This is a genomic window from Rhodoferax sp., from assembly GCF_034520025.1.
GTDB lineage: Bacteria > Pseudomonadota > Gammaproteobacteria > Burkholderiales > Burkholderiaceae_C > Allorhodoferax.
Window position 1 is genome coordinate 1,565,432 of record NZ_JAXHNZ010000001.1, and the last position, 15,741, is coordinate 1,581,172.

General features: G+C 59.0%; 16 protein-coding genes. 13 read left to right on the forward strand and 3 right to left on the reverse strand.

Translation table 11 applies throughout. From position 1 onward, the window contains the following. Positions 1-16: 16 nt before the first annotated feature. Positions 17-1,093 carry a GGDEF domain-containing protein gene (locus U5L73_RS07525; RefSeq protein WP_322561762.1) on the forward strand — a complete coding sequence of 359 codons (1,077 nt, stop codon included), beginning with the start codon at positions 17-19 and terminating at the stop codon, positions 1,091-1,093. A gap of 95 nt (positions 1,094-1,188) precedes the next feature. On the opposite strand, the gene U5L73_RS07530 is transcribed toward U5L73_RS07525, so the two are convergent. Next, positions 1,189-4,155, reverse strand: a complete 2,967-nt coding sequence (locus U5L73_RS07530) for an Rne/Rng family ribonuclease (RefSeq protein WP_322561763.1) — start codon at positions 4,153-4,155, stop codon at positions 1,189-1,191. A 495-nt stretch (positions 4,156-4,650) separates the two neighbouring features. On the opposite strand from U5L73_RS07530, the gene U5L73_RS07535 reads away from it, so the two are divergent. From U5L73_RS07535 to U5L73_RS07550, 4 genes are read left to right on the forward strand one after another with little or no spacing between them, the layout of a single operon-like run. Then, the gene (locus tag U5L73_RS07535) at positions 4,651-5,736 is read left to right on the forward strand and encodes an RluA family pseudouridine synthase (protein WP_322561764.1); all 1,086 of its coding nucleotides are present in this window, start codon (positions 4,651-4,653) and stop codon (positions 5,734-5,736) included. A gap of 8 nt (positions 5,737-5,744) precedes the next feature. Beyond that, complete coding sequence (locus tag U5L73_RS07540; RefSeq protein ID WP_322561765.1) at positions 5,745-6,419, forward strand: HAD-IA family hydrolase; 675 nt, start codon at positions 5,745-5,747, stop codon at positions 6,417-6,419. 27 nt (positions 6,420-6,446) lie between these two features. Further along, positions 6,447-6,830: a Rieske (2Fe-2S) protein gene (locus U5L73_RS07545; protein WP_322561766.1), complete on the forward strand. Its 384-nt coding sequence runs from the start codon at positions 6,447-6,449 to the stop codon at positions 6,828-6,830. Then, the gene (locus tag U5L73_RS07550) at positions 6,831-7,871 is read left to right on the forward strand and encodes a S49 family peptidase (RefSeq protein WP_322561767.1); all 1,041 of its coding nucleotides are present in this window, start codon (positions 6,831-6,833) and stop codon (positions 7,869-7,871) included. A 9-nt stretch (positions 7,872-7,880) separates the two neighbouring features. Here the strand turns inward: U5L73_RS07550 and U5L73_RS07555 are convergent, their stop codons facing one another. Both U5L73_RS07555 and U5L73_RS07560 read right to left on the reverse strand, forming a co-directional pair. Beyond that, on the reverse strand, positions 7,881-8,636 hold the full coding sequence (locus U5L73_RS07555; RefSeq protein WP_322561768.1) for an SAM-dependent methyltransferase: 756 nt from the start codon (positions 8,634-8,636) through the stop codon (positions 7,881-7,883). Further along, positions 8,633-9,238: a Maf family nucleotide pyrophosphatase gene (locus U5L73_RS07560; protein WP_322561769.1), complete on the reverse strand. Its 606-nt coding sequence runs from the start codon at positions 9,236-9,238 to the stop codon at positions 8,633-8,635. The genes U5L73_RS07555 and U5L73_RS07560 overlap by 4 nt, the downstream gene beginning before the upstream one ends. A gap of 25 nt (positions 9,239-9,263) precedes the next feature. Between U5L73_RS07560 and U5L73_RS07565 the strand changes: the two genes are divergently transcribed. From U5L73_RS07565 to fabF, 8 genes are all read left to right on the forward strand, one after another. Next, positions 9,264-9,800, forward strand: coding sequence for a YceD family protein (locus U5L73_RS07565; protein WP_322561770.1), 537 nt, complete (start codon positions 9,264-9,266; stop codon positions 9,798-9,800). 119 nt (positions 9,801-9,919) lie between these two features. Then, complete coding sequence (gene rpmF, locus U5L73_RS07570; protein ID WP_322561771.1) at positions 9,920-10,102, forward strand: 50S ribosomal protein L32; 183 nt, start codon at positions 9,920-9,922, stop codon at positions 10,100-10,102. A 108-nt stretch (positions 10,103-10,210) separates the two neighbouring features. After that, a complete protein-coding gene (plsX, locus tag U5L73_RS07575) occupies positions 10,211-11,236 on the forward strand; it encodes a phosphate acyltransferase PlsX (protein ID WP_322561772.1) in 1,026 nt (341 codons plus the stop codon). A 27-nt stretch (positions 11,237-11,263) separates the two neighbouring features. Then, the gene (locus U5L73_RS07580; protein WP_322561773.1) at positions 11,264-12,241 is read left to right on the forward strand and encodes a beta-ketoacyl-ACP synthase III; all 978 of its coding nucleotides are present in this window, start codon (positions 11,264-11,266) and stop codon (positions 12,239-12,241) included. Positions 12,242-12,294: 53 nt separating this feature from the next. Continuing rightward, on the forward strand, positions 12,295-13,245 hold the full coding sequence (gene fabD / locus U5L73_RS07585) for an ACP S-malonyltransferase (protein ID WP_322561774.1): 951 nt from the start codon (positions 12,295-12,297) through the stop codon (positions 13,243-13,245). Next, positions 13,242-13,988: a 3-oxoacyl-ACP reductase FabG gene (gene fabG / locus U5L73_RS07590; RefSeq protein ID WP_313875581.1), complete on the forward strand. Its 747-nt coding sequence runs from the start codon at positions 13,242-13,244 to the stop codon at positions 13,986-13,988. Before fabD ends, fabG begins: the two co-directional genes overlap by 4 nt. A 99-nt stretch (positions 13,989-14,087) precedes the next feature. Continuing rightward, positions 14,088-14,327 (forward strand): acyl carrier protein, encoded by a 240-nt coding sequence (acpP, locus tag U5L73_RS07595; protein WP_296508934.1) that lies wholly within the window; start codon positions 14,088-14,090, stop codon positions 14,325-14,327. A 147-nt stretch (positions 14,328-14,474) separates the two neighbouring features. After that, a complete protein-coding gene (gene fabF, locus U5L73_RS07600) occupies positions 14,475-15,719 on the forward strand; it encodes a beta-ketoacyl-ACP synthase II (RefSeq protein ID WP_322561775.1) in 1,245 nt (414 codons plus the stop codon). Positions 15,720-15,741: the final 22 nt, after the last annotated feature.

A 15,741-nucleotide genomic window follows, 5' to 3' on the forward strand; every position in this document is an offset into this window, starting at 1 on the left:
GGGCTATTATGGTTTCATGGCCTCACTTATTGAACACCTTATCAAGCTCACGGACCACCGCGACCGCGATTTGCTGGAGCTCACCCTTTCTAAAGCCCTGATTGACCTGGTGCCCATCCAGCGGGTGCTGGTATCCAAGGTCGTCAGTGAGGAGGGCGTCAAACGCTGGATGGATGTCACCGTGCTCGATGCACGCGGTGGTGGCAAAGTGGTAGATCCCTTGCGCGTGGACTTTCAAACCTTGCCTTTGCTGGAGGACAACCGGGACCGCTTGCATTGCATCCAACGCCGCGAACGCGTCGAAATTGCCTGGGCGGGCGACGATGGGCCACGAATTACCTATTTGCCGCTGTTTGCTGACCCGGTGGCCGACGTGGAGGGCGTGCTGGAGATCCATTCGGCCAGTGCGCTGCTCGACGACCAACTCATGGTGATTGCGGATGTGTCACGTGTTTTTCGCAATATGTACCGATTGCTGGCCTACAGCGATCGGGATGCCTTGACGGGTCTGCTCAACCGCAAGTCTCTGGATGACACGTTTTACAGCGCCGTCCTCGAAGAGTTAGGCGAGATGCAGGGCGCGGCAGCCGAGGCCCGCCAGATCATGTTGGCAGCGGGGCAGGAGCGCCGGCACCGGGTGCCTCCCAACTATTGGCTGGGCACCATCTGTGTAGATAACTTCGGCACGATCAACGACCATCATGGGCACCTGATCGCAGAGGAGGTGCTGCTGTTGGTCGCGCGCATCATGAATAACACCTTCCGCACCTACGATCGTTTGTACCGTTTCGGCGGGGAGCAGTTTGCAGTGTTGATGCACTGCCCTGATGAGGCCTTGGTTTTGGCCGCCTTTGAGCGGTTCCGGGCCAATATCGAGAAATTCAATTTTCCACAGGTGGGGCATTTGACGATTTGCGGCGGCTTCACCCGGGTGACGCCTGATGACTCGCCAAACACTGCCCTGGAGCGCGCAGAGCGCGCGGTTGACTATGGGCAGCACCACGGCCGGAACAAGGTATTCAGCCATGCGGAACTCGTGCGCAGAGGTTTTTTTGCCGAGGCCCTGAAAATCGGCGCGGTGGATATTTTTTAGTGAGATATCGCCGGTAATCCGGCATAAAAAAAGGGCACCTCGGTGCCCTTTTTTTATGAACAGTCACCGCGTATGGCGGTGACTGGACTGGCGGCTTAAGCCGTTTGATCGTTCTCAAACGGGAGCTTCATGTCACGCAGATCGCGACGAGTCTCGACCAACACCAAGGGGCGGTTGTCAAGCTCCACCAGAGCAGGCCGCTCGCGGGGGACGTGCACTGGCTTGGGTTCGGCGGCAATCGCGGCTTGCACGGCTACGATTTTGTCTGCATCCGAGTTCACCCATTGCAGGCCAGAGCTGTTGGCCACTTCCACTAGGGCAGCGGTCGGCAGGCTGTAGCCTGCCACTTTGGGCATGCGTCCGGTAGGTGACGCATCCGCGACGGGCGCTGGAGCTACAGGTGCTGCGACAGGCGCTGCAGGTGCTGGTGCGGGTGCACTTACCTCTGCGGCTACTGGTGCGGCGGCTTCCGGTGCCACAGTCACGGCCACGGCTTCCGGAGCAGCACTCGCCTCGGGCGCCACTGCTGCGGCTTCTGCGCCGTCGATCGCGTTGCGCTGACCATTTTCACCACGGGGTCCGCGGTTGCCACGGTCACGACCGTAGCGGTCACGCGAGCGGCGTTCACGCGGCTCTTGCGCAGCACCGTTGTCGGTGGCAATTTCGCCAGTAGCGACAGCTTCAGCGACTTCGTTGCCGGTGGCTTCAGTCACGGCTGCTTGTGGCGCTTGACCTACGTCCTGGCGTGGCGCCCGGTCGTTGCGGCGCCCACGGCCACGGCCATTGCGGCCTTCGCGCGGTTCGCGTCCTTCAGCGCTTGGATCTGCTGCGGGCACTGCGCCTTCTGTCAGCGCTTGGGCCGCGACTACTTCGCTGGTGGGCTCGGTCGCGCGTACGTCCGTGCGCTCGCCGTTGCGCGGTCCGCGGTTACCGCGTTCGTTGCGGTTTCCGCGCTCCTGGCGGCCTTCGCGGGTCTGCTGAGTGCCACCTTGGTCGGCTTGGATGCTCACCTCAGGGTTGACTGCTCTCGCTTGTTCGGTGTCCATGCGATCTTGGCGGGGCGCTTGGCTCCGCTCGCCGCGCTCATTGCGGGCACCCCGTTCGCCACGCTCGGGGCGTGCATTGCGGTCACCGCGCTCGTTGCGGTTTCCACGGTCATTGCGCTCGCCGCGGCCGTCAGGGCGGGCATCGGTGCGTGCTTCGCCACGGCCTTCTGCATTGCGCTCGCCACGCTGGTTGCGGCCACCGTTACGGCCACCGTCGCGGCCTGGACGGGCTTCGCGCTTTTCTTCCGTCTTGGCCGGAGCCGGGGCCACAGGGGCTGGAGTGGCGGCGGGAGCGGCAAACAAAGACTTGAGCCAAGCAAAGAAGCCTGTAGGTGCCGGCGCCGCAGCAACCGGAGCTGCAGGGGCTGCCACCACCTTGACGGGCTCTGGCTTGGGAGGCGCGATCGGTGCCGGGGCATCCGGCAACACACCCTTGATCACAGGCGTTTGCTTGTTAGTCGGCTCTTGGGAGCGACGGGTCACGCCGGTGCCTTCTTCCATGTCGTCAGCCATCTTGTAGCTGGCTTCGATGTGGTCGAGGCGTGGGTCGTCGTGCTTCAAGCGCTCGAGCTTGTAGTTGGGCGTCTCAAGGGTCTTGTTAGGCACCATCAAGACGTTGATGCGCTGCTTCAGCTCGATCTTGGCAATTTCAGTACGCTTTTCGTTCAGCAGGAACGAAGCCACTTCCACGGGTACTTGGCACAGCACCGAGGCGGTGTTGTCCTTGAGAGACTCTTCTTGGATGATGCGCAGAATTTGCAACGCGCTGGACTCTGTGTCACGGATATGGCCAGAGCCGCCGCAACGCGGGCAGGGGATAGACGCACCTTCGGACAAGGCCGGGCGCAGGCGCTGGCGGCTCATTTCCATTAAACCGAATTTGGAAATGGTGCCGAACTGCACTCGGGCACGGTCTTGGCGCAGCGCGTCACGCAAGCGGTTTTCCACTTCGCGGCGGTTGCGGGACTCTTCCATGTCGATAAAGTCGATCACGATCAAGCCACCCAAATCGCGCAGGCGCATCTGGCGAGCCACTTCGTCAGCGGCTTCCAGGTTGGTGCGGGTGGCAGTCTCTTCGATGTCGCCGCCCTTGATGGCGCGGGCCGAGTTCACGTCCACCGACACCAGTGCTTCGGTATGGTCGATCACGATGGCGCCGCCCGAAGGCAATGTCACGGTGCGGGCGTAGGCGGATTCGATTTGGTGTTCGATCTGGAAGCGGCTGAACAGCGGTGCGTCGTCACGGTAGCGCTTCACGCGGGCTGCGTGCTCAGGCATCACGTGGGCCATGAACTGCTGGGCCTGCTCGTACACGTCGTCGGTGTCGATCAGGATGTCGCCGATGTCGTTGTTGAAGTAGTCGCGGATCGCGCGGATCACCAGGCTGGATTCCTGGTAAATCAGGAAAGCGCCCTTGGCACCCTTGGCGGCGCCGTCGATGGCACCCCAGAGTTTCAACAGGTAGTTCAAATCCCACTGCAGTTCGGGCGCGCTGCGGCCGATGCCGGCTGTGCGGGCGATGATGGACATGCCGTTGGGGTATTCCAACTGGTCCATGTTCTCTTTGAGTTCAGCACGGTCGTCGCCCTCGATGCGGCGGCTGACGCCACCGCCACGGGGGTTGTTCGGCATCAGCACCACATAGCGGCCGGCCAGAGAGATGAAGGTGGTCAGGGCTGCCCCCTTGTTGCCACGCTCTTCTTTTTCGACCTGAACCAGCAGTTCCTGGCCTTCGCGGATCGCGTCCTGGATGCGGGCATTGCTCGCAGACACGCCTTGCTGGAAATACTGCTTCGAGATTTCCTTGAAAGGCAGGAAGCCGTGGCGGTCTTCGCCGTAGTCCACAAAACAGGCTTCAAGGGAGGGCTCTACGCGGGTAACGACCGCTTTGTAGATGTTGCCTTTGCGTTGTTCGCGGCCTTCAATTTCGATTTCGTAGTCGAGGAGTTTTTGTCCGTCGACGATGGCCAAGCGGCGTTCTTCAGCCTGCGTAGCGTTGATCAGCATCCGTTTCATGGATTGCATCCTTCTTCAATTAGTACATGCCCGATGGGGGCTCACGAAGTCGGACTGACGAATTGAAGTGAGGAGGAATTGCCGGAGAACTTCAGGTCACACGAGGTGTCGAAGCGTAGGCGCGTGGATGGGGACGAGGGAATGCGTTTGTGAACTCGCTACAAAAATGCTAGCTGGTTGCGCAGGTAGTACCGGGGCTGCAGGCCGATTTGTGCCACCAAACGGGGCGTAAACGCTCCGCAGGCACAAGGTGATCAGGCTTAGCAACACAAACATCTCGTTTCATTCCGCCCGCCAACCGTGGGTTGGCAGACTTGGGGTATTCCGTATCAGGGTTTCAATTCGTCGGCTTGACCGTGTGGTGTCGCTGCCATCACAGGCAGGTGGCGTGTGATTTACAGCTGGCGCCAAACGGAGACTTCGACCTTCCAGCGCTGCGTTCAGTGGGGTGTGGACTAAACTCCAGACAAATCAACCACTTACGGCGCGTCGCTAGTGAAACACATTATAGGGGGCAAAGAGCCCTCAACGGCCCCCCTGGCCAACACCCAAGTCAAATCCGTGACGGTGGATGAAGACAGCGCTGGCCAGCGCCTCGACAACTTTCTGATGCGGGAGCTCAAGGGCGTCCCCAAGACCCACGTGTACCGCATCATCCGCAGCGGCGAAGTCCGCGTGAACAAAAGCCGCGCCAGCGCCGACACCCGGATTGCCGTGGGTGATGTGATTCGCCTTCCGCCGGTGCGCACGTCCGAACGGGCTGACCACAAAACAGCTGCGATGGCTGAGCAGGCCCACCGCTTTGTGCCGGCCAAGGACTTCCCGGTGCTGTTTGAAGACGACCATTTTCTGGCGGTAAACAAACCTGCGGGCGTGGCGGTGCATGGCGGTTCAGGGGTGAGTTTTGGCGTGATTGAGCAATTGCGCATGGCACGCCCCAAGGCGACCTTTCTGGAGTTGGTGCACCGGCTGGACCGGGAAACCAGCGGCATTTTGCTGATCGCCAAGAAACGCAGCGCCCTGAAAAATTTGCAAGACCAATTCCGCGAGCGCGAAACCGGCAAAACCTACCTGGCCCTGGTGGCAGGGCAGTGGCCGGCGAATAAGAAGGTTTTGGACAAGTCTTTGCAGAAATACCTGCTCCCGGATGGCGAGCGCCGTGTCCGCGTAGTGGCTAAAGACCACGCGGACGCTATGCCGTCCTTGAGTTTGGTCAAGGTGCATTCGGTTACACCCGCGGTGTGCGTGGTGCAAACGCCGCAGCAAAAGGCCTATTCCCTGTTGGAGGTGACGATCAAGACCGGTCGCACCCACCAGATCCGGGTGCACTTGGCCTCGGAAGGCATGGGCATTGTGGGTGATGACAAATATGGCGATTTCGAGCTGAACAAGGCGCTGGCCCGTGACGAAGGGCGTGCGCCGCTCAAGCGCATGTTTTTGCACGCCTGGCGATTCCAGTGCAATCACCCGGCGACCGGGGAGCGCGTGGCCCTGCAGACTGACCTGCCGCCAGAGCTTGCCCGTTTTCTGCTGCAGGCCATTCCGGAAGAACCGGGCGCGGTGGCACCGGTTCAGGGTTAAATCGAGGCATGAATTCCACCGCTTTCCGCCCCCGCCGGTTCGATCTGATCGCATTCGATTGGGATGGCACGTTGTTTGACTCCACGGCCCTGATTACCCGCTGCATCCAGCTTGCGGTGCAGGATGTAGGGGGCACCGTACCCAGCGACAAGGATGCGTCCTATGTCATTGGCATGGGCCTGATGCAAGCATTGGCCCATGCCGCGCCGGATGTGCCGGCTGATAAATACCCGCTGTTAGGTGCACGCTACAAGCACCACTACAGCGTGCACCAGAACGACATCACCCTGTTTTCAGGGGTGCTGGAGATGCTGGATCGCCTCAAAGCCCGCCAGCACCTGCTGACCGTGGCTACCGGCAAAAGCCGCGGCGGCCTGAATGAAGCGCTGCGCGATGTGAACCTGCAAGGCATTTTTGATGGCTCCCGCACCGCAGACGAGACCGCCGGCAAGCCCCACCCCCTGATGCTGCAAGAGCTGATGATGGAGTTTGGGGTGGAGGCTGACCGGGTATTGATGATCGGCGACACCACCCACGACCTGCAAATGGCCGTCAACGCCGGATGCGCCAGCGTGGCAGTGAGCTACGGTGCCCACGAGCCTGACAGCTTCGTGGCTCTGGGGCCTTTGGCAATTGCCCACTCCGTGGCGGAGTTGGACGCCTGGTTGCAGGCCAACGCCTGACTTTGACACGCCAGATTAGGAGCCACCATGCCAGACGCCCTTCCCGACCCCCCCGGAATTGCCTTGTGCAACTCCGCTGATCTGGTGGATAGCGGGCTGGCGGTGCCTTTTGATGTGATCTATTGCGGCCAGACCTGTTACGCCTTTGCGATTCGCTATGCAGGCAAGGTGTATGCCTATTTGAATCGTTGTTCCCACGTTCCCATGGAAATGGACTACCAGCCCAACCGGTTCTTTGATTTGACCGGTCATTGGTTGATATGTGCCACCCATGGCGCCATGTACAGCCCCCAAACCGGCATGTGCCGCACGGGCCCGTGCCGAGGCGGACTGGTCTCGATCGCATTGTCCGAGGTGGATGGTGTCGTCCACTGGCATACTTCCTCCCATCTCCAACCGGTAGTGTTTTAAATGACGGAACCCCATATGCCGACAGGTATGCCTGAAGATCCAAATATGCCTGTAGCCGGCACCGAGACTACGCGAGAAGCTCCTGAAAAGATAGCACACCCCGTCAAGAATCCTGACGCGGGCTGGGAGCGCGCTACGCTTGAAAAGCTCGCAACCGCGACCTTGGTCGAGCAACGCAGCGCGCGCCGGTGGCGCAACGGTATTCGGATTGCTTGGCTGGTGTTTCTGTCGGTGGTGGTGTGGATGGGTTTGCAACAAAGCGGCGCGCCCGCCGACATTGCGACACCCCACACGGCGGTCGTGAGCATCCGAGGCGAAATTGCGTCAGGTAATGAAGCCAGTGCCGAAGTGGTTGTGGCCTCGATGCGTTCGGCCTTTGAAGACCAGGGCGCGAAGGCCGTGGTTTTGTTGATCAACTCCCCTGGCGGAAGCCCGGTGCAAGCCGGCATCATCAATGATGAAATCCGGCGTCTGAAAGCGCTGCACAACAAACCGGTTTATGCCGTGGTTGAAGAAACCTGTGCATCTGCCGCTTACTACATCGCGGTAGCAGCCGATGAAATCTATGTCGACAAGGCCAGCATTGTGGGAAGCATTGGGGTGTTGATGGACGGTTTCGGCTTCACCGGCTTGATGGACAAGCTCGGGGTGGAGCGCCGATTGATGACGGCTGGGGAAAACAAGGGTTTGCTTGACCCCTTCAGCCCTCAGACCGAGAAGCAACGTGCTTTCGCCCAAGCCATGTTGGACCAGATTCACCAGCAATTTATTGCTGTGGTGAAAGAGGGCCGCGGGAAGCGGCTCACAGAGAACCCTGAGACATTCAGCGGCTTGTTTTGGACCGGTCAGCAGGCGATCGACCTCGGCTTGGCCGACAAGCTGGGCAATATTGATTACGTGGCCCGCGAAGTCGTGAAGGCCGAAGAGATCGTGGACTACACCCGCAAAGAAAACGTAGCCGAGCGGCTGGTCAAGCGTTTTGGTGCCTCGATCGGTGACGGTGCAGTGAAGACGCTGCGTTCGTTGCCAGCGCTTCACTGAACGCGGGGCCTAGCGGCCGAGGGCGAACACCGTTGGCGTGGCGTTGTCCAAGGTCCAGCCGCTGTGCTTCCAGTGCTTGACCGTCTGGCTATGGGTGCAGGCGGTTGCAAGTGTCAGGCCGCTGGAGGTGGCCAGCCGGGTGTTGGTTTGCAACGTTTGCAGCAGGCTCTGCAGCAGGGCGGTGTTGCGGTAGGGGGTCTCGATAAATATCTGGGTCTGCCCGGACTTAAGCGCCAAGGATTCCAGTTCTTTGATGCGCCTGACCCGCTCTGAGGGCTCCGAGGGCACATAGCCGACAAACGCAAAATTCTGGCCGTTCAAGCCGCTGGCAGCCAGAGCCAACAAAAGCGATATCGGTCCCACCAAGGGCAATACCGGAATCCCCAATTCATGAGCAGCACGCACCACCGATGAGCCAGGGTCGGCAATGGCGGGCATCCCCGCTTCGCTCACCAGCCCAACGTCATGGCCTTGCAAAGCAGCGGCGAGCAGGGGTTTGGCGTCAAAGCCACCAAGGTGGTCGCCTTTTTTATGCACCTCCCTAGGGAGCTCCTGGAGCTGCATGTCTTGAATCGTCGTATTCAAGGGGTGCGATTCACCCACGCGCTTGAGGTAGGCCCGGGTGCTTTTGGCATTCTCGCAAATCCAGTAGCGCAAGGCGGCCGCACGCTGCAGGGTTTGCTGCGGCATGCTGTCTGAAAGGGGACTTTGGCTTGCGCAGCCGAAATCCAGCGGGGCCGGCACCAAATACAAGGTGCCGCTCATGTTGCTTGCTCCCACAGGTTGAGGCCCGCCGCACGCAGCATGCGGCAGGTGCGAATCAGCGGGAGTCCGACCAGCGCCGTGGGGTCATCGTTGTCAATCGCTTCCAGCAGGCTGATGCCCAAACCTTCGCTCTTGGCACTGCCTGCGCAGTCATAGGGCGTTTCTGCGCGCAGGTATTGTTCGATTTCTGCATCGCCCAAGTCTCTGAACTGCACCCTCACAGGTGCCAGGTCCTCTTGCACAAAGCCGCTGGCTTTGCACACCACGGCCACTGCAGTTTGAAAAATTACCGTTTGACCGCGCATGGCCTGCAACTGAGCCACGGCACGGTCATGCGTACCCGGCTTGCCCAGGGATTGGCCGTGCAGGTCAGCCACTTGGTCTGAGCCGATCACGATGCAATCGGGGTGCATGTCTGCGACCGCGCGGGCCTTGGCCAGGGCGAGTCGGCGGGCAAGGGCAGCGGGTGCTTCGCCGGGAAGTGGTGTCTCATCCACATCGGGTGCTGCAACGATAAAGGGCAGGCGCAGTCGCGCCAGGAGTTCGCGCCGGTACACCGAGGTGGAGCCCAGGACGAGTTTTCTGGAAGGGGAGCTTTGCATGTAGCGATTCTCTTACACTGCGCGGATGAAACATGAATACGTACCCCGCAGCCTTCCTGTCAAAGCCTTCGCACAAGCTTCAGGCGCATTGGAGGGCAGCGTCCCGTTGGCGGAAATGGAGCGTTTGCGCGAGGAATCCCTGGGCCCGATCGAGGGAACATTGGTGAGCTTCTCCGCGGACGGAGAAATGCAAGAAGATGCCGCCGGCCAGCCTGAACCATGGCTCCATCTAGAGGGATCCACCACTTTGGTGATGACTTGTCAGCGTTGTTTGGGGCCGGTTGCAACGGAGGTGTCTTTCGAGCGTTCTTTCCGTTTTGTTGCCAGCGAGGCACTCGCTGAGGTGGAAGACGAAGAGTCGGAGGAAGACGTCCTGGTGCTCAGTCGTGAATTCAATCTGCTGGAGCTGGTCGAGGACGAATTATTGATGTCAGTTCCCCCGGTTCCCAAGCATGAGGAGTGCCCCGCGCCGGTCAAGCTGCAGACGGCAGACCCTGATTTCGTTGATGCGCCCACGGAAAAGCCGAATCCTTTTGCGGTGTTGCAGCAGCTCAAAAAGTAGGGGTTGGAGGCTGCGCGAAGTTTGGGCTATAATCTGTGGCGCCGCGTGCCAGACCTGCCGCGTTTTACTAACCCCAACCGTGTTGCCGCCTGCGCAGCACCTTTGCCCAGGAGCCGATCATGGCAGTTCAACAAAACAAAAAATCTCCTTCCAAGCGCGGTATGCACCGTTCGCACAATGCACTGAACGTGCCCGGTGTCGCAGTGGAACCCACCACCGGCGAAATTCACTTGCGTCACCACATCAGCCCCACCGGTTTCTACCGCGGTCGCAAGGTGTTGAAGACAAAATCTGAAGCCTGATTCACCTGAATCCCGCAAAGCCCGAAGCTACAGTTTCTGTAGCGACGGGCTTTTGTCATTTTGGGGTCAGATAATTGCCCGCTTTATTGTTGTTGGATTGAATTGCGCATGATTACGATTGCCGTTGATTGCATGGGCGGAGACCATGGCCCAGAGGTAACGCTACCTGCTTGTCGTGAGTTTCTGGATCGTCATCCTGATGCTGCGTTGGTCTTGGTGGGCTTGGCCGATGCGCTGAAGGGCTTTTCCCATCCGCGCGCGACCGTGGTGGTCACCACAGAAGTGGTCACCATGGACGATGCCCTTGAGGTCGCCTTGCGCAAGAAAAAAGACTCGTCCATGCGGGTGGCGATTCAGCAAGTGAAAGACGGGGCAGCGCAAGCGGCTGTGTCTGCCGGCAACACCGGCGCGTTGATGGCCATCTCCCGCTACATCTTGAAAACGCTGGATGGTATCGAGCGGCCGGCCATTGCCGGACAAATTCCCAACGCCCGTGGTGGCGCAACCACAGTGCTGGATCTGGGGGCCAATGTGGATTGTTCGGCCGAACACCTGCTGCAGTTTGCGGTCATGGGCTCGGCGCTGGTGTCGGTGCTCAGCGGCGATGAGTCGCCGTCGGTGGGTTTGCTCAACATCGGTGAAGAAGTCATCAAAGGCAATGAAGTCATCAAAAAAGCAGGTGAACTTCTGCGAACAGCCGCGAAAACGGGTGATCTGAACTTTGTGGGTAATGTGGAAGGCAACGACATCTTCAAAGGCACTGCTGCGATCGTCGTGTGTGACGGTTTTGTGGGCAATGTGGCGCTCAAAACCAGCGAAGGATTGGCTTCAATGTTCGGGACATTCTTGAAGGCAGAGTTCTCGCGCAATATCTTGACAAAAATGGCGGCAATTGCTGCTTATTCTGTTCTAAATGCGTTTAAAAGCCGGTTTGATCATCGCCGCTACAACGGTGCAGCTCTTTTGGGCTTGCGCGGGCTGGTGTTCAAGAGCCATGGTTCTGCCGACAGTCTGTCGTTCGGCAATGCCTTGAACCGCGCGTATGATGCAGCCCGAAACAACTTGCTGGACCGCGTTCAGGTTCGCATTGCCAAGGCTGCACCACTGTTAGCGGTCGCTGACGCAGAGGCTTAGTCTGAACGGGTGCACGCTACAACACCCATGACACGTTATTCCCGAATTACAGGCACAGGTAGCTATGTGCCTCCCCGCCGGTTGACCAACGCGGACCTGGCGGCGCAGCTGGCAGCCCAAGGGGTTGAGACCTCTGATGAATGGATCGTGGAGCGCACCGGTATTCGCGCTCGCCACTTTGCGGAAGCTGGTGTTTACAGCAGCGACTTGGCGCTGGAGGCCTGCAAAAGCGCTTTGAGCACAGCAGGCTTGCAGGCGCAAGACATTGACTTGATCATCGTCGCCACCTCCACGCCGGACATGGTGTTCCCCTCCACTGCCTGTATCTTGCAAAACAAGCTAGGTGCCAACGGATGTGCCGCTTTTGATGTGCAGGCCGTTTGCAGTGGCTTCGTTTATGCGCTGACGGTGGCTGACGCGATGATTCGCACCGGCGGTGCAAGCAAAGCGCTTGTCGTGGGGGCTGAAGTGTTTTCGCGTTTGCTGGATTTCACCGACCGTACAACATGTGTATTGTTCGGCGACGGCGCAGGTGCGGTGGTCTTGGAGGCATCCGAAACCCCGGGCATCCTGGCTAGTGACCTGCATGCGGACGGCAAGCATGTTGGTATTCTTTGTGTGCCCGGACATGTATCGAACGGCCACATTTTGGGCGACCCCTTGCTCAAGATGGATGGGCAGGCGGTATTTAAGTTGGCGGTTGGCGTGCTGGAAGATGCGGCGCGGGCGACGCTGGCGAAAGCCGGCAAGACTGAAGCGGACATCGATTGGTTGATTCCTCACCAAGCCAATATCCGCATCATGCAAAGCACCGCTAAGAAGCTGAAGCTGCCCATGGAAAAAGTGGTGGTGACGGTGGATCAACATGGCAATACCTCGGCAGCCTCTATTCCGCTGGCATTGGACTCTGCGGTACGTGCAGGTCGGGTCAAGCCGGGCCAGAACCTGATGCTGGAAGGCGTAGGTGGTGGCTTCACCTGGGGTGCAGTGCTCCTGACTTTGTAGCATTCAGCGCAGGCTGAACAGGGGCTGGTGCTCTTTTTGATAAAGATTTTTGTATGAAACCATTTGCTTTTGTATTTCCCGGTCAAGGCTCCCAATCGGTGGGCATGTTGGATGCATGGGGCGCACACCCCATCGTGTTGGAAACCTTGAAGGAGGCGTCTGACGCCTTGGGCGAAGATGTTGCCAAGCTGATTCACGAAGGTCCCAAAGAGGCATTGGCCCTAACGACCAACACCCAGCCAGTGATGCTGGTGGCTGCGGTGGCGGCGTATCGGGTTTGGATGTCTGAAACCGGCGTGCCGCCCCAAGTGGTAGCGGGCCACTCGCTGGGTGAGTACTCGGCATTGGTTGCTGCGGGCGCTTTGACCTTGGCGCAGGCAGCGCCGTTGGTGCGCTTGCGTGCCCGGGCGATGCAAGAGGCGGTACCGGTAGGTGTAGGCGCGATGGCAGCCATTTTGGGTATGGATGCTACGAAAGTAATAGCGGGTTGCGCAGAAGCTACTGGGGCTATGGCCGGTTCTGACTCTGAAGTAGTCGAAGCTGTGAACTTTAATGACGCAGGCCAAACCGTTATCGCGGGTAGCAAGGCGGCGGTGGACAAGGCGTGTGAAATTTTGAAAGCAGCAGGTGCCAAGCGCGCGTTGCTCTTGCCGGTATCGGCACCTTTCCACTCCAGCCTGATGAAGCCAGCGGCAGAAAAGCTCAAGGCGCGCCTGGAAGAGATAGAAATTGCCACCCCTCAGATTGCGCTGGTGAACAACATTGACGTCGCTGTTGAAATGGATGCAGACCGCATTCGAGATGCGCTGTACCGTCAGGCTTTCGGGCCGGTGCGCTGGGTGGAATGTGTCCAGGCCATCAAGGCTCGTGGCTTGACGACGGTGGTCGAATGCGGCCCAGGCAAGGTGCTGGCCGGTATGGTCAAGCGGATTGATGCGGAAATGACAGGGGCTGCCCTGTTTGATCCTGCGACACTGGAAGAGGTGAAAGGACTGTTGGCATGAGTGAAATCAAGTTTGAAGGCCAAGTGGCGCTGGTGACCGGAGCCTCGCGAGGCATCGGCGCATCCATCGCCTTGGAATTGGCGCGCAAAGGCGTCAAGGTGATCGGTACTGCCACCTCGGACGCTGGTGCGGCAAAAATTCGTGAGGCCTTGTCAGGCTTTGCAGGCTGTGATGGTCGCACTTTGGATGTGAATGATGGCGCTGCGGCTGAGGCGTTAGTGGATGCGATCGCCAAAGAGTTCGGTGGCTTGCATGTTCTGGTGAACAACGCTGGCATCACTCGCGACACACTGGCCATGCGCATGAAAGATGACGACTGGGATGCGGTGGTGGACACCAATCTCAAGGGTGTGTTCCGTATGAGCCGCTCAGTGTTGCGCACCATGATGAAGCAACGGTATGGCCGCATCATCAGCATTACCTCGGTGGTTGGAGCGTCCGGCAACCCCGGCCAAGCCAACTACGCAGCCGCCAAAGCGGGCGTGGCGGGCATGACCCGTGCGCTGGCCCGGGAGCTTGGCTCGCGCAACATCACCGTCAACTGCGTGGCGCCCGGATTTATTGAAACCGACATGACGGCCGGCCTGCCGGAGGAGCAACAAAAAGCCTTGCTGGGCCAGATTCCCCTCGGGCATTTGGGCAAACCCTCGGATATTGCGCATGCAGTGTGCTACCTTGCGTCCCCTCAGGCGGGCTATGTCACGGGGCAGGAAATGCACGTGAATGGCGGCATGTACATGTAAGAAAAAAACCGCCGATGTGTCCGAACGGCGACCCGGTTAGAGACTTGTCTCTAGGGCGGGTAAAATCTCGGATTCTTTTACAACCCTTAGAGGGAACCCATGAGCGATATCGAAGTCCGTGTCAAAAAAATCATTGCTGAACAACTCGGCGTGGAAGAGTCTCAAGTTACCAGCGAAAAGTCCTTTGTGGCAGACCTGGGTGCTGACTCCTTGGACACAGTGGAACTGGTGATGGCTTTGGAAGATGAGTTCGGAATTGAAATCCCGGACGAAGACGCAGAAAAGATCACTACCGTGCAAAACGCGATCGATTACGCGAACACCCACAAAAAGGCCTAATAGCCTTGGGCAATGCGTTAGTGCGCATTGCCAACCCGGCCGGCAACCGCAGGATCGTCGCCTGCAGGTGTCCGGCCGGTTCCTCCCCCATTCTCTGTATCGCCGCTAGGCGGTATTTCTTTGACGAACTATTGAATCCAGGTTTCTATGTCCCGTCGTCGCGTTGTTGTCACTGGTTTAGGTTGTGTCAGTCCCGTAGGTAATACGGTGACAGAGGCTTGGTCCAATTTGCTGGCAGGTAAGTCCGGTATTGATGTCATTTCCAAGTTCGACGCATCAGCTTTTGCCTGCAAGATCGCCGGGGAAGTGCGTAACTTCGAGTTGGAGGCGTATATCAACTCCAAAGAAGCCCGCACCATGGATACCTTTATCCACTACGGTGTCGCGGCTGCCATGCAGGCAGTGGTCGACTCCGGTCTCAAGACCGGCGATGCCCTGAGCGACGAAGAGTCCACGCGCATTGGTTGCGTGATCGGCTCCGGCATTGGCGGCTTGCCAATGATTGAAAACACACACGCGGAATACACCAATCGCGGTCCGCGCCGGATTTCTCCATTTTTTGTGCCGGCCTCCATCATCAACATGACTGCTGGCCATGTGTCTATGCGCTACGGCTTCAAGGGCCCGAACATTGCCATCGTCACCGCGTGCACGACCGGTTTGCATTGCATCGGTGAAGCGGGCCGCATGATTGAGTACGGTGATGCGGACGTGATGGTGGCCGGTGGCTCTGAGGCCACGGTATCGCCCTTGGGTATTGGTGGCTTTGCAGCCATGCGCGCCCTGAGTACCCGCAATGACGACCCGACAACCGCTTCCCGCCCTTGGGACAAAGACCGTGATGGCTTTGTCTTGGGTGAAGGCGGCGGCGTGATGGTGCTCGAAGAGTACGAACACGCCAAGGCACGCGGAGCCAAGATCTACGCTGAATTGGCGGGTTTTGGTATGAGTGCAGATGCTGGGCACATGACAGCCCCCAATATGGATGGGCCGCGTCGGGCCATGTTGAGCGCCATGCGCAACGCAGGTGTCAATGCCGACCAAGTGGATTACCTCAATGCCCACGGCACCTCCACGCCGCTGGGCGATGTGAATGAATCGAATGCCATCAAGGCCGCTTTGGGTGATCACGCCAAACGCGTCGTGGTGAACTCCACCAAGTCCATGACCGGGCACCTTTTGGGTGGCGCAGGGGGCTTGGAGTCGGTGTTCACGGTATTGGCTTTGCACCACCAAAAGAGCCCGCCAACCATCAATATCTTCAATCAAGATCCGGAATGCGATCTTGATTACTGCGCCAACACGGCCCGCGATATGAAGATCGATGTCGCTGTCAAAAACAACTTCGGGTTTGGCGGCACCAACGGCACGCTGGTGTTCAAACGCACCTAACACACTCGGCCAGTCACACTGA